The sequence below is a fragment of the Pseudoalteromonas sp. SG45-3 genome (assembly GCF_014164075.1).
GTDB classification, from domain to species: domain Bacteria; phylum Pseudomonadota; class Gammaproteobacteria; order Enterobacterales; family Alteromonadaceae; genus Pseudoalteromonas; species Pseudoalteromonas distincta.
In genome coordinates this window covers 89,560-112,829 of the sequence record NZ_JACJEN010000003.1, presented here as the reverse complement: position 1 = coordinate 112,829, position 23,270 = coordinate 89,560, and the positions used below count along the sequence as shown (strand labels likewise).

Genomic DNA, 23,270 nt, shown 5'->3' with positions numbered 1-23,270 from the left:
AAATACAATGAGCCAACCCGTTATAATACGTGATGCAAAACCAAGTGATGCGAAAACAATTTTGCACTTTATTACCGAACTTGCCATATATGAAAAAGAACCGGATGCAGTTAAAACAGACGAACAGGCTATTTTAGATACGCTGTTTAGCGACGGTGCTACTGCGCACAGCATAATTTGTTTAGAAGGTGATGAGCCAATTGGTTTTGCGGTCTATTTTTATAATTACTCTACATGGTTAGGTAAAAATGGCCTATACCTTGAAGATTTATACGTAAGCCCAGATAGCCGTGGCAATGGTGCAGGTAAAGCCATTATGAAGCACTTAGCTAATAAGGCGATTAGTAATGACTGTGGTCGTTTTGAATGGGTAGTGCTTGATTGGAATAAACCCGCTATCGATTTTTACAATAGCATTGGTGCAAAGCCTCAAAACGAATGGATTATATATCGCTTAACAGGGCAGGAATTACTAGACTTTGCTAAATAGTTAATGAAAATCATTTGCATTTAGGTTTGTGGGTGTGTAAGTTAACTACACGCCCATAAATAAACGTGCAGATGATTATATGATCTCAAACCAAAAACAATCCCACTCAGATTTACTTTGTCTTGATCAAGCATTAAGCCCTTGGCAGTCGAATATAATGCAAGGTAATTATGCATTTGAACAAGGTGCACTTCTCGAAGCCCGCGATAAATACTTATTAGCTAAAACACTTGCAGATCATCTTCTTCAGCAGTTTTTATATGCTCAGATTAATAACAATGTCATCCATGCTATTGAGCATTGCATACCCGCACTTGTTGTTGCGTCGCATAATTTAGCTGATACCTATATAGCTTTGCAACAGCCTGAAAATGCATGCAAATGGCTATGCGAAGTACACTTAACACTCTGTTCGCTAATTAAGCATACTCATTACGATATACAAAAAGTGAGTAAGCATCATTACACTAAAACGTCCTCTGAACTTGTATCCTTTGCAAGACGCTATCATTTTTTACCTGAGCTAATAGAGCAAGTGAATTTTTGCTTATGCTCAGAGAGCACTACAAACAATCAACTGCACTAATTTAAAAGAAAAAGGAGTATTTATGGCTTTTACTTTGCCTGCACTTAACTATGAGTACGATGCGCTTGAGCCTCATATTGATGGTAAAACAATGCATATTCACCACACATTGCATCATCAAACGTATATCAATAAAGCCAATGCTGCTTTAGCAGATACTGTTTATGCAACCGCAAATGCTGAAAAATTACTTAAGGGAATAAACAGCCTGCCTAGTAATTTACAAAAAGCAGTACAAGAGCATGTAGGAGGGCATTTTAATCACAGCTTATTTTGGCAAGTAATGAGCCCTCAAGGAGGAGGTGAACCTGAAGGTAGTGTAGCCCAGGCAATAAATGAACAGTTTGGCAGTTTTGATAAGTTTAAAGACCAATTTACTGCTGCTGCAATTAGTCAATTTGGCAGTGGTTGGGCGTGGCTATGTGTGACCCCAGATAAAAAGTTGATTGTAGAAAATAGTGCTAATCAAGATTGCCCTTTAATGCAGGGAAATACCCCTATTTTGGGACTTGATGTATGGGAGCATGCCTACTATTTGAAGTATCAAAATAAGCGTCCTGACTATATTGCTGCTTTTTATAATGTAATTAATTGGACTGAAGTTGAAAAACGCTATCTAGCCGCAGTAAGTTGAGTGCCGAATATGGCTAGTAATACAGTTTATTTTCTATAAGCTAGGCTCTATTAGATTAATTTATAGAGCCGTTTATGGACACTTCACATTGGCAAAAAGCACGTCAGAGTCGCGATCCTCGTTTTGACGGGCTTTTTTACGTAGCGGTAAAAAGTACCGGTATATATTGCAGACCAATTTGCCCTGCACCAACGGCTCACGAAAAAAATGTTGCTTATTATCAGTTTGCCCATAACGCGGCGCAAGATGGTTTTAGGCCCTGTATTCGTTGCAGGCCCGATAGTGCCCCTGGCAGCGCAGCATGGCAGGGTACAAAAACGACTGCACTTAGAGCAAAACAGTTAATAGATCAAAATGATGAACACGACTGCGAAAAATTAGCAGCTCGTTTAGGTATAAGTAGTCGTTATTTAAGGCAGTTGTTTAAGCAGTATTTTGGCGTGTCGATTACGCAATATCGATTATTTAACCAATGTCACTTTGCTAAAAAGCTGATTCAAGAAACACATTTACCCCTTACCGAAATAGCGTTTGCCGCAGGCTTTAAAAGCATTAGGCGCTTTAATGATGCATTTTTACAGCAGTTAAATATAGCTCCCTCGAAGCTGCGCAGTGGCGATAAAAAACCAACGTCAACACTCACTTTAACCCTGCCATTTAGGCCGCCTTATAATTGGCCTGCTTTGCAGGGCTTTTTACAAAGGCGCTTGATAAAACCAATGGAGTGGATAACACAAACGAGCTACGGGCGTACTTTTGCAAGTGATAAATATAAAGGAAGCTTTACCGCTGAATTTATAGCTAATAAAAACCACTTTAGTGTATCTATCAATATAGACAATACGGCGTACTTACAACCTGTTATAAATAATATACGCCGAGTGCTTGATTTAGATGCCGATATTAATTTAATTGAAACGCATTTAAGCGCCAATATAAACAATGCGTTTACAGTGTGTGAAGGGCTCAGACTTCCGGGGATTTGGTCAAGTTTTGAAGCCGGTATAAGAGCGGTACTTGGGCAACAAGTGAGTGTTACTGCGGCGCATAATTTAGTAACAAAGTTAGTTGATGAATTAGGCGAAAAAGAGGGCGATGCCGTTTATTTTCCTACGGCTAAAATTATTGCTAATAGTGATTTTGCATTTTTTAAAATGCCACAAGCACGCAAAAATGCGCTACACAACTTAGCCCTGTTTTGTGCACTAAATCCTGAAAATGACGATTTAGACGAATGGCTTAGCTTAAAGGGAATTGGTCCTTGGACAGTAAATTATGCAAAGCTGCGAGGACAAAGCCAACCCGATATATTACTTGATGGCGACTTAGGTGTTAAAAAAGCTCAAGCGGCGGCAAACCCTTTTGAGCCTGCTAATTGCGCTCCTTTTCGCTCTTACTTAACGTTTCAACTTTGGCAGCAATTATAATGATCATTCAAACATCAATTTCGAGCCCTATAGACGACATAATTATTCAAGCGACTGATAAAGGTGTGAGTTACGTTGGTTTTTATCCACCAGTTGAATACTCTTATACGCCATTTGAGCAAGTTACTAACAAGGCGGTGCTTATTTGCGCAGCGCAGTTAAATGAGTACTTTGCAAAAAAACGCACTATGTTTGATGTACCACTTGATACAACCGGTACAGTATTTCAGCAAAGTGTATGGCAAGCACTATTAACTGTGCCTTTTGGACAATCGCAAACATACGGCTATATTGCTAACCAACTCAATAACCCAAAAGCAGTGAGGGCAGTAGGCGCTGCTAATGGTAAAAACCCGATTAGTATTATTGTACCGTGCCACCGCATTATTGGCGCAAATGCAAAGTTAACGGGCTATGCTGGTGGGCTTGAAAGGAAACTGTGGTTGCTGAAACACGAAGGATTAATGTAAATTATTTGATAAAATATAGTCAGTCTGCTTAACTCAACCTATAATTTAAATAACTAACTAATAAAAATTATTATGCGTATTAATAGCTTAGTGTACTTTTTTATTGCCAGTTTAATGTTTACCGCTACTGCATTTAGCAAACCGCAGAGTCTCATATTTTGTTACGAAGACAAAAATATAGCTCCTATGTTTTTAGGTGAAGGGCGAAATACGCCAACGGATAAACCCGGTGCATCAATCGAAATACTTCAAAAACTTGATTTAGCATTGCCCAATGTAGCAATATCATTTGTTAGAAAGCCATGGCGTAGATGCTTAAACGATTTAGAATTTAATCGAGTTAATGCTGTTATTGCAAGTTACCGCAAAGGGCGAGAAAACGTTGCTGTTTACCCTGTTGATGAGCAAGGTAAGTTACAAGATAACTACGCAGTAAGTGAATTTGGCAGCTGCCTTATAGGGCGTTATAAATTTCATAAGGAATGGGAGACTCGTGAAGTATTTCAAAATAAAGCATTTACGATAGCTATTCCTAATGGTTATGGGCTAAATAGCGCGTTAAAAGAAGAACCATTTTTTATTCATAATACGTTTTCTAAAAGCAAAGCTTTTGAGTTGCTAGATAAGGGGGTAGTGCAAGCGAGCGTTGATCTATGCCAAGTAGATGGCTTAAAAGTGTCGAGTTATCCGTATGAGGGTAATAATGTTAAACCTATTTATCCCCCTTACGAAACCAGCCATGGTTACCTTGTATTTTCAAAAAAATTCTACGAAGAAAATAATGCTCTAAGCTTGCAAATGTGGCAGTGGTTATCAAAATTTGAAAGTGCACCTGTGTATATTAAATACTTACAAACACTTAAATAAACAGGCTCTGACAAAATAAAATTCGCGTTTGTAAATTGGTATTAATTTAATATTAAGGTAGCATAAGCGCACTTTTTATAAAATGGCACCACAATGGCTCAATTATACTTTTACTACTCTGCAATGAATGCAGGTAAATCAACCACGTTATTACAATCTGCATTTAATTATAAAGAACGTGGCATGGAACCTGTGATCCTGACTGCTGCCATTGATGATAGACAAGGCGTGGGTAAAGTATCTTCTCGTATTGGTTTGCAAGCTGATGCGCATGTATTTGATGCCAGTAAAGATGTTTTTGATCTTATTCAATCACTCAATAATGATAAAAAGCGCCATTGTGTGTTAGTTGACGAGTGCCAATTTTTATCAAAAGAACAAGTAATGCAATTAACCGATGTGGTTGACGAGCTCGGTATACCGGTATTGTGTTATGGCCTGCGTAACGACTTTAGAGGCGAGCTATTTATAGGGTCGCAATATTTGCTTGCGTGGGCTGATAAGTTAGTTGAGCTTAAAACTGTTTGCCACTGCGGGCGTAAAGCTAACCATGTACTGCGTACCGATGAAAATGGCGAAGCAATAGCCGATGGTAACCAAGTAGAAATTGGCGGCAATGACCGATATGTTTCGGTATGCCGCAAACATTATAAAGCCGCGTTAAATATGGGCCGATAAAGCATTTAAAAATGTATCAATATCTTCGCGGGTTATATCTAAATGCGTAACTAGCCTAAGCTGCTTGCTTGGGCTAAATAATATGCCTTGTTGTTTAAGCGCTTCAGCAATATCTTCAATATTTATACTGCTACTGTATGTTGCGTAAACCATATTAGTGGTGTTAGTCATATCGACAGTAAAACCACTGATTTCACTTAATTGTTGAGCCAAATAACGTGCATTTTCATGATCGTATTTTAAGCGCTCTACATTGTGCTCAAGTGCAAACTGCCCGGCAGCTGCAAGCATTCCGGCTTGGCGCATACCGCCACCAAGTACTTTTCTCCATCGTCTTGCTTTATTAATAAGTGCTGGTGAGCCTAATAATAAAGAGCCTACGGGCGCACCTAAACCTTTAGATAAACATATAGAAACTGAGTCAAAGTGTTTTGTAATTTCAGTGATATCAACTTTTAGCTCAACAGCGGCATTAAAAGCACGTGCGCCGTCTAAGTGCAGCGCTAAACTATGCGTATTAACAAGGTCACGTGCTTGGGCTAAGTACTCAAGCGGGAGTACTTTTCCGCCAATGGTATTTTCTAAGCTGAGCAATCGCGTTTTTGCAAAATGGCAATCGTCTGGTTTTATAGCCGCCGCTATTTTACTAAAAGGGATGCTGCCATCAGCATCGTTTTCAATAGGCTGTGGTTGCACAGACCCTAAAACAGCTGCGCCGCCACCCTCAAACTTATAATTGTGAGCATTTTGGCCACAAATGTATTCGTCACCTCGCTCACAGTGCGCCATTAACGCAAGTAAGTTGGCTTGTGTGCCTGAGCTACAATAAAGTGCGGCTTCAAAATTAAAACGCTTACACGCATAGGCTTCTAGTTGGTTAACGCTTTCATCATCACCATATACATCGTCACCAACCGGTGCGTTGTACATAATGTCGCGCATTTCTTTTGTTGGTTTTGTAACTGTATCAGAGCGAAAATCTATCATGATTGCCTTATCCTTTTTATTATTTTTAATAAAATTGGTATTAATCAAGCTCGCTACAAATTTGCTCACGAGTGTCTTTATCAAAGTAGGTCCATGCAATAAAGCGGCTAATTTTTTGACCTTGTGCCATATCAACTATTTTATACTGTGCTATTGGTTGAGCTTTTAATACTTCTTCAAGGGCTGCAATATTATCTTTTTTAGAGACTAACGATGTAAACCACAGTACTTGCTCTGCAAAGTCTTCGCTTTCTTTAATCATATTAGAGATAAACTGTACTTCACCGCCTTCACACCACAATTCATTATTATGACCACCAAAATTAAGCGTGCTACTGGGTGTTTTCCCTAGGTTTTTCCATTTACGTTCACTGCCTTTACTTGCCTCTTCTTCACTTGCATGAAACGGAGGGTTACAGAGGGTTAAATGGTATAGATCTTTTTGATTTATAACGCCTTTAAAAATATGTGATGCGTTTTTTTGTTGTTTTAGGGTTATTTTTAAACCATTAAACTGAGCAATTTGCTTTGCTATTTTTACTGAGGCTGTATCAATATCAGTCCCGGTAAAATGCCACTTATATTCACTTGTACCAGTAAGCGGATAAACTAAATTAGCACCAGTACCAATATCAAGTACTTTAATTTGCTTACCTAAAGGTATTTGTTGTTGGTTATCATCACTTAATAGGTCGGCCAAGTAGTGAATGTAGTCAACACGCCCAGGTATAGGCGGGCATAAGTTGTGCTCGGGAATATCCCAAAAATCAATATTATAATGTGCTTTTAAAAGAGCTTGGTTAAGTGTTTTAACGGCTTTGTTATCACTAAAATCAATACTTTTAGTCCTTGCAGGTGTGGTTATAACAAAGGGCAGTAGAGCAGGATGCTCTGTTGTTAATAAATCGAAGTCGTACCCATTTTTATGTAGGTTACGAGGGTGTAATTTTGAACGTGCTTTATTTTCTTTCATGGCTTCATTTTAACAACAGATATGATGTGGTGATTGTAACAAATGCTGATGAGTAAAGTGCAGACATTTCCTTTGGTATATTTAATATTACTGGTAGGATGAGTTGAAAATAATAAAAAGGAATAACTGTGGCAATTTCTCAGCAATCAATAATAGTTGATTTAGACTCTCGGCAAACTCTTCATTTACGCCGTATTAGCGATGAAGATCAGCAAGGGCCTATCGTATTTTTTATGCATGGAGCAATAGAAAACGGTAAGATTTTTTACACGCACTCAAATAAAGGACTTGCCCCTTTTTTAGCTGAGCATGGGTATAGATGTTATGTGGCTGATTTACGTGGCCGAGGTGATAGCAAGCCAATCATTTCGAGTGAGTCCGAACATGGACAAACTGAGTCTATCCTAGAAGACATCCCTGCCTTTATTAAGCAAATAGAGTTGATTGAAGGCAAAAAGCCAGACTACTGGGTTGCTCACTCTTGGGGCGGGGTATTGATGAACAGCGCGTTTGCACGTTTTCCAGAATATATTAACGACGTTAAAGCATGTGTGTATTTTGGCTCTAAGCGTTCTTTATTTAATAATCATCCTCAAAAATTATTACAAGCCAATTTAATTTGGTATTTTATGGCGCCTTTACTTGCTAAAAAACATGGCTATTTAAATGCTAAAGGTTATAAGTGGGGCAGCGATAACGAAACTCAAAAGTCGCATTATCAAAGTATGCAATGGGCTAAAAAGAAGCCATGGATAGATTCTGATGATAATTTTGATTATGCAAAAGCGCTAAACAACCTGCATTTACCGCCAACGCTTCATATTGCTGCGGTAAAAGATAAAGCATTAGCGCAACCAATCGATATTCAAAAATTTATGGACGAATCGGGGCTAGGCATTCAACAAATGCAAATTTACGGTCGTAAACACGGGCATAATTTTGATTACGATCATATTAATATGCTTACCCACCCAAGTGCGCGTGATGATCAATTTAAAGATTTACTTAATTGGTTTAAAGCACATCCGATTAATTAATTCTCATCAAGTAACTTTAGAAGAGGTGTTTTGTAACGCTCCCACTTAGCGATTGCGGCGTTATTAATAGGTTGGCGAATAGCATGTTTACTCAAGGTCGTTACCGGTGTTTTTTGTTTATAAAATGCTAAGCAGCGCTCTTCAAAACTACAGTTTAAAAAACCAAGTAACTGCGTTAGCTGCTCTTTTGGGTTACTCACTAAATCTTCGTAACTGACATCATAAATTGGCATCTCTTTAAAAGAGTGCCAATGGCTCATCAATTTTTCATACAACTTATGATAAAGCTTAAACTCAGGTAGTGAGCAAAAGTAAGGCTCGTTTTCAGCAAAGTAATTAGTGAAGATAGAAAATGCAGTGGCATTAAAATCACGACTTAAATTTATAAATTTAGCATTTGGAAATAGAATATATATAAGTCCGAGCGACTGATAGTTACTCGGTAGTTTATTTATTATAAAAGGTCTGATGGGCGATGCTGTTTTTAATGTTGTGATATACAGCTCGCGGGCTTTTTTGATTAAATCCGGCGTTAAATGTGCTAAACATTGCGGGTAAGTCACTCCCGTTTTTTGTTCGATAAAAGCAACTGCGTTATTACTAATACTCGTGCTCTCTCCTAGGCTCGAAAACTGACTATGGCTTGCCAACATTTGCTCCACAAGGGTAGAACCACTACGAGGCATGCCAATAACAAATACAGGCGTGATATTATCCGTAAATTTTTTATCGGCAGAGGCTATAAACTCCTCGGTGTTGTATTTTATTATTTCATCGTAAAAAGGGATTAAATCTCTAGTGTTAAATTCACTTAATTTTTTTTGTAATTTATTCGCCAATATAAAATAATTAAATGCTTGCTCGGTATCCTCAAGTGCATCGTAACTGTTTGCTAATGCGTAGTAACACACCATTTTTAAACGTAAATTACTCGTTTGAGTTAATAAGTGGTGCAAATTACTTACATAATTATGTTCTTTATCAAAGCGACCTAATTGTACAAGTTCAAATAAAATATAGGCTGTTACAGGGTATACACCAATGCTGAGTGCATGAGCAAAAGTTGTATGAGCTTTATCTAACTCGCCATGTGTTAAATAGTGCTGTGCTAAGTAATAATGAGGTTCTGGATTATGACTTGCTAATTTTTTTGCGTATTCAAGCACCGTTAGTGCATCGTTTGGCGAATGAACACCGTTAAATGCATCAGCAAGGGCATGTAATGGTTCAAGCATATGAGGCAAGCGCTCACAAGCTTTTTGGAGTAGGTATACAGCAGCGTCGTAACGTTCTAGTCGTAAGGCAATTCTGCCTAAGCCAAATAAAGCCTCACCATTTTCAGGGTTACTATTTAAAATTGCTTTAAAATGGAACTCGGCTTCTTTGAGTTTATTTTGTTGCAGTAGTTGGTTGGCTTTTTCAAGTAGCATAGTTATACCAATTTTATTAAAAAATAATCATTCTATCGCATTAAATAGCGTACTCACTGCGTTAAAAATTATTCATATAGAGCAACTATATATCATAGTTTTCGCCTTGTTATTACGCTATTTTCTGAGCGCTATAATAGAACACTTATTCAATGCAATTGGTATTGTTCATTATTATTTTTATTCACTATAAAATTAAAAAGGCGAAATGTCTTTAACATTTCGCCTTTGGTTCTTCATGAAAATAGTTTAAAAAGTATATGTTGCTTTAGCGTAGTAAAAGCCACCGTTAATACCAAACGGAGATGTTTCGTAGAACTGACCACCCCAGTTGTTATTAGGGATGCCCGTTGCATCTGCAAAATCAAGTTTTTCAGCATCTTGGTCGAATAAGTTTTGAGCGCCTACAGAGAAGCTAACTGATTCATTTAAGAAGTAAGTTACTTCAGCATCAATAGTGACTGCAGCATCTGCTGTTTTAGCTGTTGCATCATAATCAACGTGAACACCTTGGTATTCGCCGTAGTAGTTTGCACGAGCAAATGCAGAAACTGATTCCCATTGTTGAGACAAGGTGAACGTTGCACGATGATTAGGTAAATCTTCTTCTAAACGCTTAACTTTAAACGCACCTGTAATTTCACTAAATTTAGTTACTTCAGTATCATTCCAGTTATATGCAAGGCTAAATGTAGAGCTACCGCCCATTAATTCAGCTGTATAGTTTGCAACTAAATCGATACCTTGTGTTGTTGTGTCAAAGTCATTTGTAAAAAAGCTTACCTGAGCAAGGCCTTGTACATTAGGTACTCCTGCTGCTGCAAGGGTATCTTTGTCTGCTTGGCTTAAGTTGATTTTATCTGATTGGCTAATACGGTCATCTACTTGGATGTTGTAGTAATCAAGCGTTAAAAATAATTCGCCAATTGTGTATACAGCACCAAGCGTATAACTTTGCGATTCTTCCGGCTCAAGCTCTGTACCACCTAATTGCACTGCAATTGGGTTTGTTGGTGGAAGAAGCGCTGAATCTTGTAATACACCGCCATCTAAACTTGTTTGTACGTTACTTACGTTAGCTTGACCAACTGTAGGTGCACGGAAACCACTGCTTACAGAACCACGAATATTTAAATCTTCAGTTAAATGGTATTGAGCCATTACTTTATAGTTAGTGGTAGTGCCAAAGCTGTCGTAATCTTCAAATCGAAGTGCTACGCCCATTAAAAAGTCTTCAGTAAACGGCGCTTCAACATCAACATATGCTGCATAGTTACGGCGAGAAAATTCACCTGCTTGTGATGGTTTAAAACCAGGGAAACCATTAGACCCAATACCAAAACCTTGTGCTGTTAAAGGGCCTGCTGTGTAAGATGCTTCATCACCAGAGACGATAGTAAATGTTTCTTCATGCCATTCAAAACCACCGGCAATGTTTACATCATAAGCTAAACCAAAGTCGATACCTTTTGATAAATCAAAGTTAAAGTTCTTCTCTAGTTGTTCGTATTTACCCGGGCTGAAGTCTCGTGGTGTATCTGCACCTAAAGAGGCATTAACCGTGTCGTAAATAAAGTAACGTGATTCATTTAAGCCAACAGTACCGCTTAAGTCATAGTAAGTATCTTTTAAGAAGCCACCAGTGAATCGACCTTTAGTACCAATAGTTAAAGAAGTATCAGTAATGTTGCCGCCAAAGTTAGGTGTAAAGCCACCTGGAAGCATCTCATTAAAGGCAAAACAATCTGGGTTGTTTGCTACACCATTTATGTAAGCAGGATCATCTAGTACATTGCCGTCTGTTATTGTGATAGTTGGACAGTTAGCACTCATATCAGGTGTTGTGTCGGCAACAAGTAATGTTTCGCCACCATCATTTGAGTAAACACCAGAACGTGTTTGCGGATTACGGTAATAAAAACCGCCACGTACATCACGTTCAGAGTAGTTACCAAACATGTAAAATTCAGAGTCGTTTGTTAGCTCTAAACCCACATTACCAAAAATAGTAATATCGTCATCTACTTCTGGTGCACCCCATACTTGTGCAAGAGAAGATACTTCAGGCACACCGGCAGCTGAAAGTGCTGCAGCATCGGCACGTTGAACTGAACGACTTGTTGCATCAGCTGTTTTATATTGAAAGCTTAAATTAGCAAAACCATTGTCGGTAAACGGTAAACCTACGTTACCCGACACTTGTGTTGTATCGCCATCACCTTCATAAAATTGACCATGGCGGATTTCTAATTTACCACCTTCTGAAGCGTCTTTTAGTTGGAAATTCATTACACCGGCGATTGCATCAGAACCATACTGCGCAGCCGCGCCATCGCGAAGTACTTCTACTTGTTTAATCGCAATGCTTGGAATAACTGAAATATCTGCGCCTTGCGCGCCATCGTTAATACCACCGCCTAAAAATGCGATTACAGAAGCACGGTGACGACGTTTGCCGTTTAAAAGAACCAATGTGCTGTCTGACGGTAAACCACGTAAGTTAGCTGGACGAACAAGAGAAGCCGCATCACTGATAGGGTTTTGGTGTACGTTAAACGATGGCACTGCACCTTTTAAAAGTTCAAGCATGTCAGTGTTACCTGACTTTTCAAGCTCTTCGCCGCCAATAATGTCGATTGGAACCGGTGAGTCACCTATTGAACGAGGAGCTGAACGCGTACCTACTACGGCAATTTTCTCAACGTTTTTATTTACTTTAGTTTGTTCCTGCTCGTCTGCCGCAATAGCAGATCCAGAAATAAATAACCCTGCAGTGGTTGTAGCTAAAGCAAATTTGATTGCTTGGTTTAGCGCATTACTTTTTAATTTCATTCTAATTTTCCCCAGTTAGAATAATTCTTATTTTTGATGTGAATTTCACATCATTTGTTTTTAACTTAATTTTTTGTTTCACATAAGTTTGAGGTTTTAGCTCAAAAGCCTAATCAATTAAGCTTACTTTTTGTGAAGTCCTATCTACAGACTATAGATAAAAAACAGGAAGGGCAATTACTAATTAACCGTTTGATAACAAAAAGATTCAATTTAAGAAAAAATGCAACAGTGGTGCAAAGTAAAACTAAAACGAACTAAATAAGTGCAAATAAGGCTATTGAGGGGAATATTAATGCGCTAACTGCATTTAAATGTTATTTATTTGTATCTTTTTTTGTGGGGTTTTCAATGTTTTGTGCGTACCGCCAAGCTGCTAATTTTTCTTTGTATTCATCCCATACGCAGGGACAGCAACTGCCACCACCGCAACATTCATCAGATTTTGGTTTTTCAGGTTTTTGCGGTAATTGATTTGTTATATTCTGCATTGTTGTATGTATTTAATACTAATTTGGTGCAAAGGGTAAGTTAAAGGGTGTTGAAAGTAAATTATTCTTTGTGAACCTGTGCTGCTGTGTGAAAATAAAAGTTATGCGATTATATAAAGTTATTCACCGTGCACCTTGGCGGGTAGTTAAAATTAGTAAAAAACGCCAACAGCTGCGTTTTCGCCGTGCTATGGTGGCGCTTAAAATCGCACTCGCCCAAGAAAAACAAGAAACTAAAGAAATGCTCTCTATTTATAGGCGTTACACTCAAGGCCACACAAGTAAAGAAGAGTTAAAACGCGCAAATGAGCAATTTGTTGATATTTTAAAAGGGTTAGGGCTCGGTGTATTTGCTGTATTACCTTTTGCTCCGCTTACAATTCCTTTAGTTGTTAAATTAGGGAGTTTGGTGGGAGTAGATGTACTGCCAAGTTCGTTTAATATGAACAAATCTATTAAAGAACTAGATGCTAAAATAGATCAAGAAAATCAAAAGCAAGAATCTAAAAACAGCTTAAAAAAGTAGCTAAAATCCCTTCAAATTAGCGATACCTTTTAGGTGCGCTTATTGATATGCTCTTAAGTACCATTTTTATATTATATGAGCTTTTTAATGAGTGCATTACTACGTCATACATCTTCTGGTATTCCTTTATCTTTTATTCTTAAAAACGAATTATCTGACTGGCAAGCACAGCAGCCTGCATTTATACAAAATTGGTTAACTAATACAGGTTTTGAAAAGCAAGGTGTTGCTTTAATTCCTGATGCTAAAACGGGCGAGTTAAGCCAGGTATTTTGTTTAATGCAAAGCAGCGATGATTTTTGGGCTGCGGGTAATTTAGCAAATACACTTCCTACAGGTACTTATCAAATTCAAGGCGACAGCGCTTTTGTAGAGCAGGTTGCTTTAGGGTTTGTACTTGGTGGTTACGAATTTAGTGAATACAAAGAAAAACCAACAGCAAAGGCGCAATTAGCCATTAGCGATAAAGCGTTATATGAACGCATTAGCCAACAAGCTGATGCCATTACACTTGCACGTGATTTAGTTAATACTCCAGCGGTAGATATGATGCCGCAACATTTATCGCAAGTTATGGAAGATTTAGCTGCAACTTACAATGGCGAATTTTCACAGTGGGTTGGCGATGAGTTACTAGAGCAAAACTACCCGACTATTCATATGGTGGGTCGTGCAAGCGAAAATAAACCGCGTTTACTTAATTTAAAATGGGGCGCGACAGATGCTCCATTAATTACGCTAGTCGGTAAGGGCGTATGTTTTGACTCAGGCGGACTTGATTTAAAACCAAGCTCTGGTATGCGTAACATGAAAAAAGACATGGGCGGCGCGGCGCATGTAATTGCACTAGCGCAGCTTATTATGGCAGCTAACTTACCAATTAGATTACGTGTACTTGTACCAGCGGTTGAAAATGCAGTATCGCGCAATGCATTTCGCCCAGGCGATGTTATTAAAACGCGCAAAGGTATTATGGTCGAAATTGATAATACAGACGCTGAAGGCCGCTTAGTATTGTGTGATGCATTAAGCGAAGCGCAAAACGATAATCCTGAGCTAATTATAGATTTTGCTACCCTCACGGGTGCATGTCGTGTTGCACTGGGCACGGAGCTTCCGGGCTTTTTCTCAACAGAGCGCGATGTAGCAAATGGGATTATTGACGCCGGTTTAAGTGTACATGACCCTGTTTGGCAACTTCCGTTGTTTGAGCAATACAAAAGCTTACTAAAAAGTGATGTAGCCGATATGGCAAATTGCGCAAGCACACCGTTTGGTGGTGCTATTACCGCAGCGCTTTACTTAAAAGAATTTGTTGAACCAACAACACCGTGGGTACACTTTGATGTAATGGCATGGAACTTACGTGCATTACCAGGTCGTCCAACGGGTGGTGAAGCATTAGGTATTCGTGCTGTATTTAACTACTTACAAAATCGTTTTAATAAGTAAGTTTTTAATTCAATAGTAAGAACTTGAGCTTTATGAGCTTTAAACCTCATAAAGCTCAAGTGGCAAGTTATCTGGATCGGCAAAAAAGGTAAACTTTTTGCCGGTTATTTCATCCACTCTAATATCCTCAACTTTTACGTCGCACGACTCTAAATACGTTTTTGCAATCTGTACATCCGCTACCTTAAAAGCTAAATGTCTTAAGCCTTGTGCTTCGGGATAGCTGGGTCTTTCGGGCGAACCATCAAACGAAAATAGCTCTATTTGGCTACCATCGGGCATGGCTAAATCTAATTTATATGAATTACGATCAGCTCTAAAGTGCTCATTAATAACGTTAAGTTTAAGTACATTGCTATAAAAGTGTTTAGAACGTGCATAGTCACTACAAATAATCGCAGCGTGATGAATACCTAAAAGTTTCAAATTTAATTCCTTAAAAAGCAAAAACGCACTTAAATAAGTGCGTTTTAAATGTGGCTTATTACATGTTGTGCTAGCTAGGCTGCGCTTCTTTACATGCTTTAACGGCCGGTGCTACAAGCTCTAAACCAGTTTTATCACACGGTGGTAAAGCAGCATCGCTTACACTAATAGGCGTTACACGTTCGCCCCATTTTATGTAACTTGCAGCCCACGTAAGGCCTGCACCAAATGCTGCAGACATAATGTTTGAATGCGGTTTAATTAACCCTTGCTCAACCGCTTCACATAACGCAATAGCAATAGTCGCAGCAGAGGTATTACCATAGTCACCAATGTTAACCATTACTTTTTCGTCAGGTACTTTTAAGCGATGCTGAATAGCCTGAATAATACGTAAGTTAGCTTGGTGTGGAACGAGTACATTAATGTCGTCAAGGCTTAAGTTGGCCTGTTGCAGTACGTCGTCGCAGGCTTCACTCATACCTTTTACAGCACGTTTAAAAATTTCACGACCTTCAAATAATAAATCAGAAGGACCAATTGGCTCATACTTATTTAAATCGCTACCAAAGTTGGTGATGTGTAAAATATCGCGGTCTTCGCTGTCACAACCGGTTTTGGTACCAAGTAAACCCGCTGGCGTATCGGCAGCTTCAAGTATTACTGCACCTGCGCCATCGCCAAATAAAACAGCGCTGTCGCGACGTGCCCAGTTTACATACCAGGTCATACGTTCAGCGGCAATGACGACTGCTTTTTTGATCATACCCGCTTGAATTTGTGCTGTAGCAGCTTGCAATGCATATAAAAAGCCCGAACATGCCGCGTTTGTATCCATTGCGGCAGCGCCTGTTGCACCAATGTTTTTTTGCACTTGTGAGGCGGTATTTGCCACAACAGTAGAAGGTGTACAGGTTGCTAATATCACTAAATCAATATCTTTAGGATCAATGCCTGCGCACGCAATAGCATGCTTAGCTGCAACGGTTGCCAGCTCAGCGGTACTTACATGACTCACTCGGCGAGATTTAATGCCAGTACGCGTGGTTATCCACTCGTCGGTGGTATCAACTATTTCACTAATTTCATCGTTGCTAATGCTTGCTGGTGGAATGCATTTACCCCAACCAGTGATATGTGCGTAAGGCATAGTATGTTCTCTTAAGGTGGTCTGACATGTGTTACTAATGGGGGAGTTATACCAAAAAACGGCTTTCAAGACTAGTTTATAGCATGTTTTGTATCGTAAATATTCGCAATTACAGGTTATTTAAGGTAATGCTAGTATAAAAAAGGAGCAAGTATGAAAACAACACTAATAACAACATTCACTTCAATAACGCTGGCATTAATAACAAATGGGGCTTTTGCTCAACAGCATAAAATTATTTATGCTGGCAGTTTACTTGCATCCGAAGATCAAAAAGTAAAAACAGAGCAAACGTTAGTCATAACAGATAATACAATAACAGCCATTAAAAACGGCTACCTCACAAAAGCAGAACTTAACCTACCTGATGCCGATATTATCAATCTTAAAAATCAATTTGTAATGCCTGGTCTTATCGATATGCATGTTCACGTTACGTTTGAGCGAGATTCAAAAGCAAACCCTCACCGCTGGGCTACAGAATATGATGCCGATTATGCTTTGCGCTCAATTAAATATTTACAACGTACGCTCGATGCGGGTTTTACATCAGTGCGTGATTTAGGTAGCGATCACAAAGTAATATTTCCGCTAAAGCGCGCTATTGAGCGAAATGATATTAACGGCCCTCGCATTTTTGCAGCGGGTAATACAATATCGCCTACCGGCGGACACGCAGATATGCACGGATATCGAAAAGATATTACAGATGCGGTTACAGGCGGGATTGGTATATGTAATGGCGCGGATGATTGTAGCCGTGCGGTACGCGAGGTAATTAAAAGTGGCGCTGATGTAATTAAAGTTACTGCCACGGGTGGAGTACTAAGTAATACCGCTGCTGGTGTTAACCAACAACTTACAGATGCAGAGCTGATTGCAATTGTTGATACGGCCCACCACTTAGGGCGTAAAGTTACAGCCCATGCACACGGTACACAAGGTATAAAAGCGGCCTTAAAAGCCGGTGTAGATTCTATTGAGCATGGCTCTTATTTAGATAAAGAGGCAATGAAGTTATTTAAAAAAACGGGGGCTTATTTAGTACCGACGCTTTTAGCGGGGGCAACGGTAAGTGAAGAGGTGCTTACAAACCCAAATATGCCACCGGCAATAGCCGACAAAGTGCGTGAAGTGACTCCGAAAATGCAGGCTTCGTTTAAACTTGCACTGAAAAACAAGGTTAATATAGCTTTTGGAACAGACTCTGGGGTGTCGCGTCATGGGCTTAATGCTAACGAATTTAGTTTAATGGTAAACAATGGTATGAGCGAAGCCCAAGCTATTAAATCAGCAACCATACATGCAGCTAAACTGCTGGGGCAAAGCGCACTCATTGGCGACTTGAGTGTTGGTAAACAAGCAGATATTATCAGTGTGAATGGCTCACCGCTTAAAAATATCGACGTACTTAAAAACGTGCAATTTGTTATGAAAGCTGGGCAAGTTTATAAACAATAGGGAAGGTTATGAGCAGCAAAATAAAAGTGTCGTTGTTTAATCATTTGATTGACGCTGAGCGCCAGTTACTAGACCCAGAAGTTCGCCAATCTGAGCGCGCATTAGATGCTTTACTCGATGATGAATTTATCGAAATTGCTGCTAATGGCACTACATTTAATAAATATCAAGTACTTACCCGCTTACCTACCGAGGTTGTGCCACAGTTTTATAATCAGCATTTTAAGGGCCGAATGCTGAGCGATGATGTAGTGCAACTTAGTTACCAAGCTGCTTTTAGGCGCTCTGCTCGCGCTGAGTTTAATTATTCATTGCGTATGTCGCTTTGGCGTAAAAGTAATGATCAATGGAAAATGGTGTTTCACCAAGGAACGCCTTGTGCGCCGTTTTCAATTTCGATGGATGATGATTAAAAATCATATAACCGTTAAAATAACCTTATTAAACATTTGATTGGGCAATAACCTGTTGTTAATGCGTACCGACCCCACCATGAGTCGATTATTAATGCTGCGAAGCGGCGCTATTGCCGTGCAATTAATTGCGGTACTTAGCGTTTATTTTTTACTAGAACATCAAATTGCATTACTGCCTTTACTTATTGTTATTGCCGTTGAGGCTGTGTTTCAGCTTATTAGCCTATTTGCTTATCGAAATGTAAGCCGTGCTAAACCTTTGGGTATGTTGATGCAGCTAACTGCAGACGTATTATTTTTAACGGTTTTACTCTCACTAAGCGGCGGTGCAACTAATGCATTTGTTTCGCTGTTATTGCTCCCAATAATGATCGCTGCTGTTACGCTGCGAGAAAGAGGATTAGCTTATATTGCGGTATTAGCCATTGCCGCATACAGTTTGCTACTTATAAAGATGCCCGATCACAGTATGCATCAAATGAATATGAGTAGTCATTTTATTGGCATGTGGGTTAATTTTGTTTTAAGTGCTAGCGTAATTGCACTTGTTATTGGCGCAATGAGCAGGGCACTTAAAGAGCGAGAGCGAATTATTGCAAACGTGCGTGAAAAACAATTGCGTAATGAACAGCTTGTTACCCTTGATGGGGCTGCTGCACAAATCACCCATCAACTAGCGACCCCAATTGCAAACTTACAGTTACTGTTTGAAGAGTTATTAGAAGAGCAACCAAACAACCCAATTGTTAAGCACATGCAAGCGCCGCTTACTCAGTGTAGTACGCAGCTTAACGACTTTAGAAAACTCTCAGAGCAATTACGCCTTAAAAATTCACAAGAGCATACCACCGTAAAGCAACTGCAAACGCAAATTACAGATACGCTTTTACTGCAATACCCTGATCAGTACATTAAATGGATTACGCCACCTATTGCGGCAACGCTATTGAGTGATGCGATGTTATTGCCTGCTATTTTAAATTTATTGCAAAATGCCGCGCTCGCTAATCAAAAACAAGGTAAAACTCAATTAGAGCTGAGTTGGCAGCAAGATAACTTACATAGCGAATGCGTTTATTTGTTAATTCGTGATTTTGGCCGTGGCTTTTCATCATCGCAATTAGCAGAGCTGGGTGGTCAACTTATGCCAAGCGATCAAGGAATGGGGCTTGCTGTGCTTTTATCAAATGTTACTTTTGAGCGTTTAAATGGCTCACTTACCTTGTTTAACCATGCAGATGGCGGCGCTGTCGCCAAAGTTAAACTCGCTATTGTAAACATTGAGAATAACGCCTCATGAAGTTACTTATAATTGAAGACGACATTAATTTAGCCAGCACACTGGCAAGGCGCTTAACTAAACAAAGCTTTGCCTGCGAGGTGGCGCATAACCAAAGTGATGCGTTACTTGCTGCGCGTAAATTATTGCCCGACTTTGTTTTATTAGACATGAAACTAGGCGACGATAACGGACTTACACTCATAAAGCCGCTGCGTAGTTTGCTCCCCCAAGCTCATATTGTTTTACTAACCGGGTTTGCAAGTATAGCAACCGCAGTAGAGGCAATGCGTTTAGGCGCAAACGATTACCTTACTAAGCCGGTTGATATGGCAACATTATTAAAAGCGCTTAACACCGATCCTGTGTCATCGGCATCGAATGTTATTGATGATGCGGTTATGTCGCCGGAGCGCTTAGAGTGGGAGCATATTCAACAAGTATTACACAGTAATAATGGCAATGTGTCGGTTACCGCGCGGCAACTTAATATGCATAGACGTACTTTGCAGCGCAAGTTACAAAAAAAGCCGGTGCAGCAGTAATTTATTACTTAATTTAAGGAAAGTGTTATGAGCGATGATGCAGCTATATTAATGCAAAACCAAAAAATTATTTTATTTGATGCGCAATGTAAGCTTTGCAGCGCGTGGTGTAACTTTATTATTGCTCACGATACTAATACTATTTTTAAATTATGCAGCGTGCAATCTCCAAAAGGAGAACTGTTGTTAACACACTTTGGTTTTTCAACCAGTGAATACGCTTCAATGGTGCTTGTTGAAAATGGTAAAGCATTTACACAAAGCCATGCTTTTTTTAATGTTGTTAAGCAGCTAGGTTACCCATACAAACTAGCAAACGTATTTAGTATTTTGCCAAATAGGTTTAATAATTGGTTATACGATAGGGTTGCTTTAAATAGGTATTCGTTATTTGGAAAATATCAGTATTGCAGAGTACCCAACCCAGAGGATGCTAAACATTATTTATAAATTAGGCGTTAATACACTGCAGTATAAGTAGATGATAGGTTTATGAGGTTGTGCTAAAATCGCCGCGTTTAATTTTAGCTAACGGTATAAAAGGCTTTTTTCATGGCAAACACAGCACATGCACTTCACATTTTGGTTAAGCACAAAGAAATTGCAGAAGATATTATTAAGCAATTAGGTAAAGGTGCAAAGTTTCAGACCTTAGCTAAAAAGTATTCGTCATGCCCATCGGGTAAAAAAGGAGGTGACTTAGGTGAATTTAGACGCGGACAAATGGTTCCACAGTTTGACAAAATTGCATTTAAAGGCGCAATTTTAGAGCCACACCTAGTTAAAACAAAATTTGGCTGGCATGTAATTAAAGTACTTTATCGTACTTAGTTTATTTAAACTGTTTAATAATTGACGCGTCTTAGCAAGCGTCTATTTCATCACCTATCCTAAATTTACACTTTGACGAACTAAGAATTAGGATGGGTGTCATCTTAGTTTATTGCCTTAGGAACTTCAGCCACAGTTGTTACAAATCCTTCTGGATGGATAGGACACTTGGCCGGTGATTTATTAGGCTTGTCTGCGCCCACCTGTATACCAGTAAAGCATCAGTTCAAATACCACAGAATTACAGGAGTAAAGGTTGATTATATCCCTCGGTAACATACGATTAGTAAAATATATTGTCCCAATACTTTTACTGTGTGCAAATAATGTCTGGTCTTGCTCAAAGTATGCAGAGATGGTTCAAACGGCTGACTTGAGTGAGGTCGGTGAACTTGCCCGACGAGAATTGGGGCATGAACTTATGAGAGAGTATGATTTCCCGAGTAAGGTATTGAAGAGACTGATGAATAATGAAATGGAATTTGAAAAAAGTAATATCCTTCATAAATATGGGGATGTTTTGCTTGATATGGCTGTTTATCGTTCAAACTATGAAGGTGTCAGGTATTTGCTAAGTAACGACATATCCTTATTTTCAAAACGGAGATTTATAGAAAGCCCAATATTTGTTGCTACAAGTGCTAAGGACAAAAAAATGTTAAAGTTACTCTTAGAGATGACAAGCTCTGAACATACTCAATTGTTTAAAGTGGCAAATAAATATATTGATTGTGCTAACTCTTTGTAAGGTTAAGTAGGTTCATGAAAAATTAACGTGGCACCCACTTTAATTAGGATAGTTTTGCTTGTTAAAAATAGGTGCCTGTCTTGCTTAATATCTACCACAGTTCGATAAGGTTGCATTTAAAGGCGAAATTTTAGAGCCACACCTAGTTAAAACAAAATTTGGCTGGCATGTAATTAAAGTGCTTTATCGTACTTAGTTTATTTTTAAGTAAAGAAGTAACCTTCGCTGTATAGAAAAAGGCTGCAATGTGCAGCTTTTTTTAGTTTTAGTTAGTTATTATTTTGCCAAATTAAAATCTATAGTCATTTCTAAGTCTTCATCAACTACCGCAATACCATTAACTACTTTAGGTGCGTAACGCCATTTAGAAAGAGAGCGAATCGCTGCTTTATCAAAAATTTTCACAGGCTCAGCTTTAATCACTTTAATATTAACTGGCTTACCAGATGTATCTACATCAAAAGACATTGTCACACTACCTTCAATTTTTTCACGGACACTTTTAATTGGATACTCCGCAGGACTGGGCATTATCAGTGTAGAGTTAGGGCTATCAGGTAGATGTGTTGTCGAACATGCGGTTAAAAGAAACAGTGACGTCAAAGTTGTAATTATATATTTCATTATAAATCCCTTTATAGGTATTATTATCGATTTGTTAGATCTCGTTTCTATAATGACACCAAAAGAGATTCAAGGTAAATAATAAATTTGTATTGTTTTTGAACTGATGAATAAACAAGAAAGGCTGCAATGTGCAGCCTTTCTTAATTTTAAACTATATTTGTGTATTAAGCGTCTTGCTTAGCCTCTTCTTCACTAATTTGTTTTAGTGCCTGAATGAATGAGTCGCTTGGTTGTCCGCCAGTAAGTGCATACTTATCGTTTATGATAAACGTAGGTACTGACGTAATACCCATCTGTTTAAAGTTGTCTTGCTCTTGGCGTACGTCTTGTACGTATTTGTCTGAATGTAGGATACCGCGCGCAGTTTCTTTATCAAGACCTACTTTTTCAACAACGTCGAGCAGTGCTTCTTCTTGATTTAAGTATTTTAAATCAGTGAAGTGCGCTTCAAAAAAGGCGAGTTTTAGCTTCGTTTGCTTACCTTCTTCACGTGCCCACATTAATAAACGATGCAAATCAAAGCTGTTGATCATGATGCGTTTGCCATCAAAATTAAAGGTAAACCCAGCACGCTGACCGGCTTCGAACATGTTTTTACGATTTTCGTCGCTTTGCTCTTCAGTTAGGTTGTACTTTTGCATTAAGTGTTCGTTTAAGTCTTGACCTTCAATTGGCATATCTGGATTTAGTTCAAAAGGATGCCAAGTAATATCTGCGCTCATTTCGTCTTTGAGTTGCTCTAGTGCAGTTTCTAGGTTTTTATAACCCACTACACACCAAGGGCACATTACGTCTGAAACGATATCAATTTTAAAGTTTTTCATATTTATCCTTTTGAGGATTGCTTTGGTATAACAGGGGATATTGGGATGAACTGCACTTTATCAATACCAAACTAAAAAGAGCA

The 23,270-nt window shown here is 38.9% G+C and carries 26 protein-coding genes and 1 pseudogene; 18 read left to right on the top strand and 9 right to left on the bottom strand.

Annotated elements, in window-relative coordinates:
• The first annotated feature begins 7 nt into the window (after positions 1–7).
• The 7 genes from H5126_RS05030 (at position 8) to H5126_RS05000 (ending at position 5,152) form a co-directional block, all read left to right on the top strand.
• Entirely contained in the window at positions 8–490 is a 483-nt protein-coding gene (locus tag H5126_RS05030) for a GNAT family N-acetyltransferase (RefSeq protein ID WP_002958990.1), read from the top strand.
• 79 nt (positions 491–569) lie between these two features.
• Positions 570–1,076 carry a hypothetical protein gene (locus H5126_RS05025; protein WP_182720143.1) on the top strand — a complete coding sequence of 169 codons (507 nt, stop codon included), beginning with the start codon at positions 570–572 and terminating at the stop codon, positions 1,074–1,076.
• A 22-nt stretch (positions 1,077–1,098) separates the two neighbouring features.
• Positions 1,099–1,710 carry a superoxide dismutase gene (locus tag H5126_RS05020; protein WP_182720144.1) on the top strand — a complete coding sequence of 204 codons (612 nt, stop codon included), beginning with the start codon at positions 1,099–1,101 and terminating at the stop codon, positions 1,708–1,710.
• Between the two features lie 74 nt (positions 1,711–1,784).
• Positions 1,785–3,137, top strand: a complete 1,353-nt coding sequence (locus H5126_RS05015; protein ID WP_182720145.1) for a DNA-3-methyladenine glycosylase 2 family protein — start codon at positions 1,785–1,787, stop codon at positions 3,135–3,137.
• On the top strand, positions 3,137–3,607 hold the full coding sequence (locus tag H5126_RS05010) for a methylated-DNA--[protein]-cysteine S-methyltransferase (protein WP_182671096.1): 471 nt from the start codon (positions 3,137–3,139) through the stop codon (positions 3,605–3,607). The genes H5126_RS05015 and H5126_RS05010 overlap by 1 nt, the downstream gene beginning before the upstream one ends.
• Positions 3,608–3,679: 72 nt before the next feature.
• On the top strand, positions 3,680–4,474 hold the full coding sequence (locus H5126_RS05005; protein ID WP_182720146.1) for an amino acid ABC transporter substrate-binding protein: 795 nt from the start codon (positions 3,680–3,682) through the stop codon (positions 4,472–4,474).
• A 93-nt stretch (positions 4,475–4,567) separates the two neighbouring features.
• On the top strand, positions 4,568–5,152 hold the full coding sequence (locus H5126_RS05000) for a thymidine kinase (protein ID WP_154902930.1): 585 nt from the start codon (positions 4,568–4,570) through the stop codon (positions 5,150–5,152).
• On the opposite strand, the gene ltaE is transcribed toward H5126_RS05000, so the two are convergent.
• Both ltaE and rlmF read right to left on the bottom strand, forming a co-directional pair.
• A complete protein-coding gene (gene ltaE, locus H5126_RS04995) occupies positions 5,135–6,139 on the bottom strand; it encodes a low-specificity L-threonine aldolase (protein ID WP_182720147.1) in 1,005 nt (334 codons plus the stop codon). The two genes, H5126_RS05000 and ltaE, sit on opposite strands and share 18 nt — an antisense overlap.
• A 40-nt stretch (positions 6,140–6,179) precedes the next feature.
• Positions 6,180–7,112, bottom strand: a complete 933-nt coding sequence (gene rlmF, locus H5126_RS04990; RefSeq protein ID WP_182720148.1) for a 23S rRNA (adenine(1618)-N(6))-methyltransferase RlmF — start codon at positions 7,110–7,112, stop codon at positions 6,180–6,182.
• 128 nt (positions 7,113–7,240) lie between these two features.
• Here rlmF and H5126_RS04985 point away from each other — a divergent pair, with 128 nt between their 5' ends.
• Positions 7,241–8,149 carry an alpha/beta fold hydrolase gene (locus tag H5126_RS04985; protein WP_182720149.1) on the top strand — a complete coding sequence of 303 codons (909 nt, stop codon included), beginning with the start codon at positions 7,241–7,243 and terminating at the stop codon, positions 8,147–8,149.
• On the opposite strand, the gene H5126_RS04980 is transcribed toward H5126_RS04985, so the two are convergent.
• The 3 genes from H5126_RS04980 to H5126_RS04970 form a co-directional block, all read right to left on the bottom strand.
• Positions 8,146–9,579 (bottom strand): sulfotransferase, encoded by a 1,434-nt coding sequence (locus tag H5126_RS04980; protein ID WP_182720150.1) that lies wholly within the window; start codon positions 9,577–9,579, stop codon positions 8,146–8,148. The two genes, H5126_RS04985 and H5126_RS04980, sit on opposite strands and share 4 nt — an antisense overlap.
• Before the next feature lie 249 nt (positions 9,580–9,828).
• Positions 9,829–12,411, bottom strand: a complete 2,583-nt coding sequence (locus H5126_RS04975; protein ID WP_182720151.1) for a TonB-dependent siderophore receptor — start codon at positions 12,409–12,411, stop codon at positions 9,829–9,831.
• Positions 12,412–12,728: 317 nt separating this feature from the next.
• Entirely contained in the window at positions 12,729–12,902 is a 174-nt protein-coding gene (locus tag H5126_RS04970; protein ID WP_154902924.1) for an oxidoreductase-like domain-containing protein, read from the bottom strand.
• A gap of 103 nt (positions 12,903–13,005) precedes the next feature.
• Here H5126_RS04970 and H5126_RS04965 point away from each other — a divergent pair, with 103 nt between their 5' ends.
• Both H5126_RS04965 and H5126_RS04960 read left to right on the top strand, forming a co-directional pair.
• On the top strand, positions 13,006–13,428 hold the full coding sequence (locus tag H5126_RS04965) for a hypothetical protein (protein WP_002959004.1): 423 nt from the start codon (positions 13,006–13,008) through the stop codon (positions 13,426–13,428).
• A gap of 87 nt (positions 13,429–13,515) precedes the next feature.
• On the top strand, positions 13,516–14,880 hold the full coding sequence (locus H5126_RS04960) for a M17 family metallopeptidase (RefSeq protein WP_182720152.1): 1,365 nt from the start codon (positions 13,516–13,518) through the stop codon (positions 14,878–14,880).
• A gap of 39 nt (positions 14,881–14,919) precedes the next feature.
• Here the strand turns inward: H5126_RS04960 and H5126_RS04955 are convergent, their stop codons facing one another.
• The gene (locus tag H5126_RS04955; protein WP_002959006.1) at positions 14,920–15,306 is read right to left on the bottom strand and encodes a VOC family protein; all 387 of its coding nucleotides are present in this window, start codon (positions 15,304–15,306) and stop codon (positions 14,920–14,922) included.
• A gap of 70 nt (positions 15,307–15,376) precedes the next feature.
• Complete coding sequence (locus H5126_RS04950; RefSeq protein WP_182681583.1) at positions 15,377–16,456, bottom strand: ketoacyl-ACP synthase III; 1,080 nt, start codon at positions 16,454–16,456, stop codon at positions 15,377–15,379.
• Between the two features lie 153 nt (positions 16,457–16,609).
• Between H5126_RS04950 and H5126_RS04945 the strand changes: the two genes are divergently transcribed.
• The 8 genes and pseudogenes from H5126_RS04945 to H5126_RS04910 all read left to right on the top strand — a co-directional run.
• Positions 16,610–17,917, top strand: coding sequence for an amidohydrolase family protein (locus H5126_RS04945; RefSeq protein WP_182720153.1), 1,308 nt, complete (start codon positions 16,610–16,612; stop codon positions 17,915–17,917).
• Positions 17,918–17,925: 8 nt separating this feature from the next.
• Entirely contained in the window at positions 17,926–18,330 is a 405-nt protein-coding gene (locus tag H5126_RS04940; protein WP_182720154.1) for a DUF4440 domain-containing protein, read from the top strand.
• 61 nt (positions 18,331–18,391) lie between these two features.
• A complete protein-coding gene (locus H5126_RS04935; RefSeq protein ID WP_182720155.1) occupies positions 18,392–19,633 on the top strand; it encodes a sensor histidine kinase in 1,242 nt (413 codons plus the stop codon).
• Positions 19,630–20,157, top strand: coding sequence for a response regulator transcription factor (locus H5126_RS04930; RefSeq protein WP_154902919.1), 528 nt, complete (start codon positions 19,630–19,632; stop codon positions 20,155–20,157). Before H5126_RS04935 ends, H5126_RS04930 begins: the two co-directional genes overlap by 4 nt.
• Positions 20,158–20,184: 27 nt before the next feature.
• The gene (locus H5126_RS04925) at positions 20,185–20,607 is read left to right on the top strand and encodes a thiol-disulfide oxidoreductase DCC family protein (protein ID WP_182695195.1); all 423 of its coding nucleotides are present in this window, start codon (positions 20,185–20,187) and stop codon (positions 20,605–20,607) included.
• A gap of 102 nt (positions 20,608–20,709) precedes the next feature.
• Entirely contained in the window at positions 20,710–20,988 is a 279-nt protein-coding gene (locus tag H5126_RS04920) for a peptidylprolyl isomerase (protein ID WP_002959014.1), read from the top strand.
• 355 nt (positions 20,989–21,343) lie between these two features.
• Positions 21,344–21,736: an ankyrin repeat domain-containing protein gene (locus tag H5126_RS04915; protein ID WP_033037352.1), complete on the top strand. Its 393-nt coding sequence runs from the start codon at positions 21,344–21,346 to the stop codon at positions 21,734–21,736.
• Between the two features lie 91 nt (positions 21,737–21,827).
• A pseudogene (locus H5126_RS04910) lies at positions 21,828–21,932 on the top strand (peptidylprolyl isomerase); the annotation flags it as partial.
• Between the two features lie 80 nt (positions 21,933–22,012).
• On the opposite strand, the gene H5126_RS04905 reads toward H5126_RS04910, so the two are convergent.
• Complete coding sequence (locus H5126_RS04905; RefSeq protein WP_039488466.1) at positions 22,013–22,360, bottom strand: energy transducer TonB; 348 nt, start codon at positions 22,358–22,360, stop codon at positions 22,013–22,015.
• Positions 22,361–22,527: 167 nt separating this feature from the next.
• Entirely contained in the window at positions 22,528–23,187 is a 660-nt protein-coding gene (locus H5126_RS04900; RefSeq protein ID WP_182720156.1) for a DsbA family oxidoreductase, read from the bottom strand.
• Positions 23,188–23,270 lie beyond the last annotated feature (83 nt).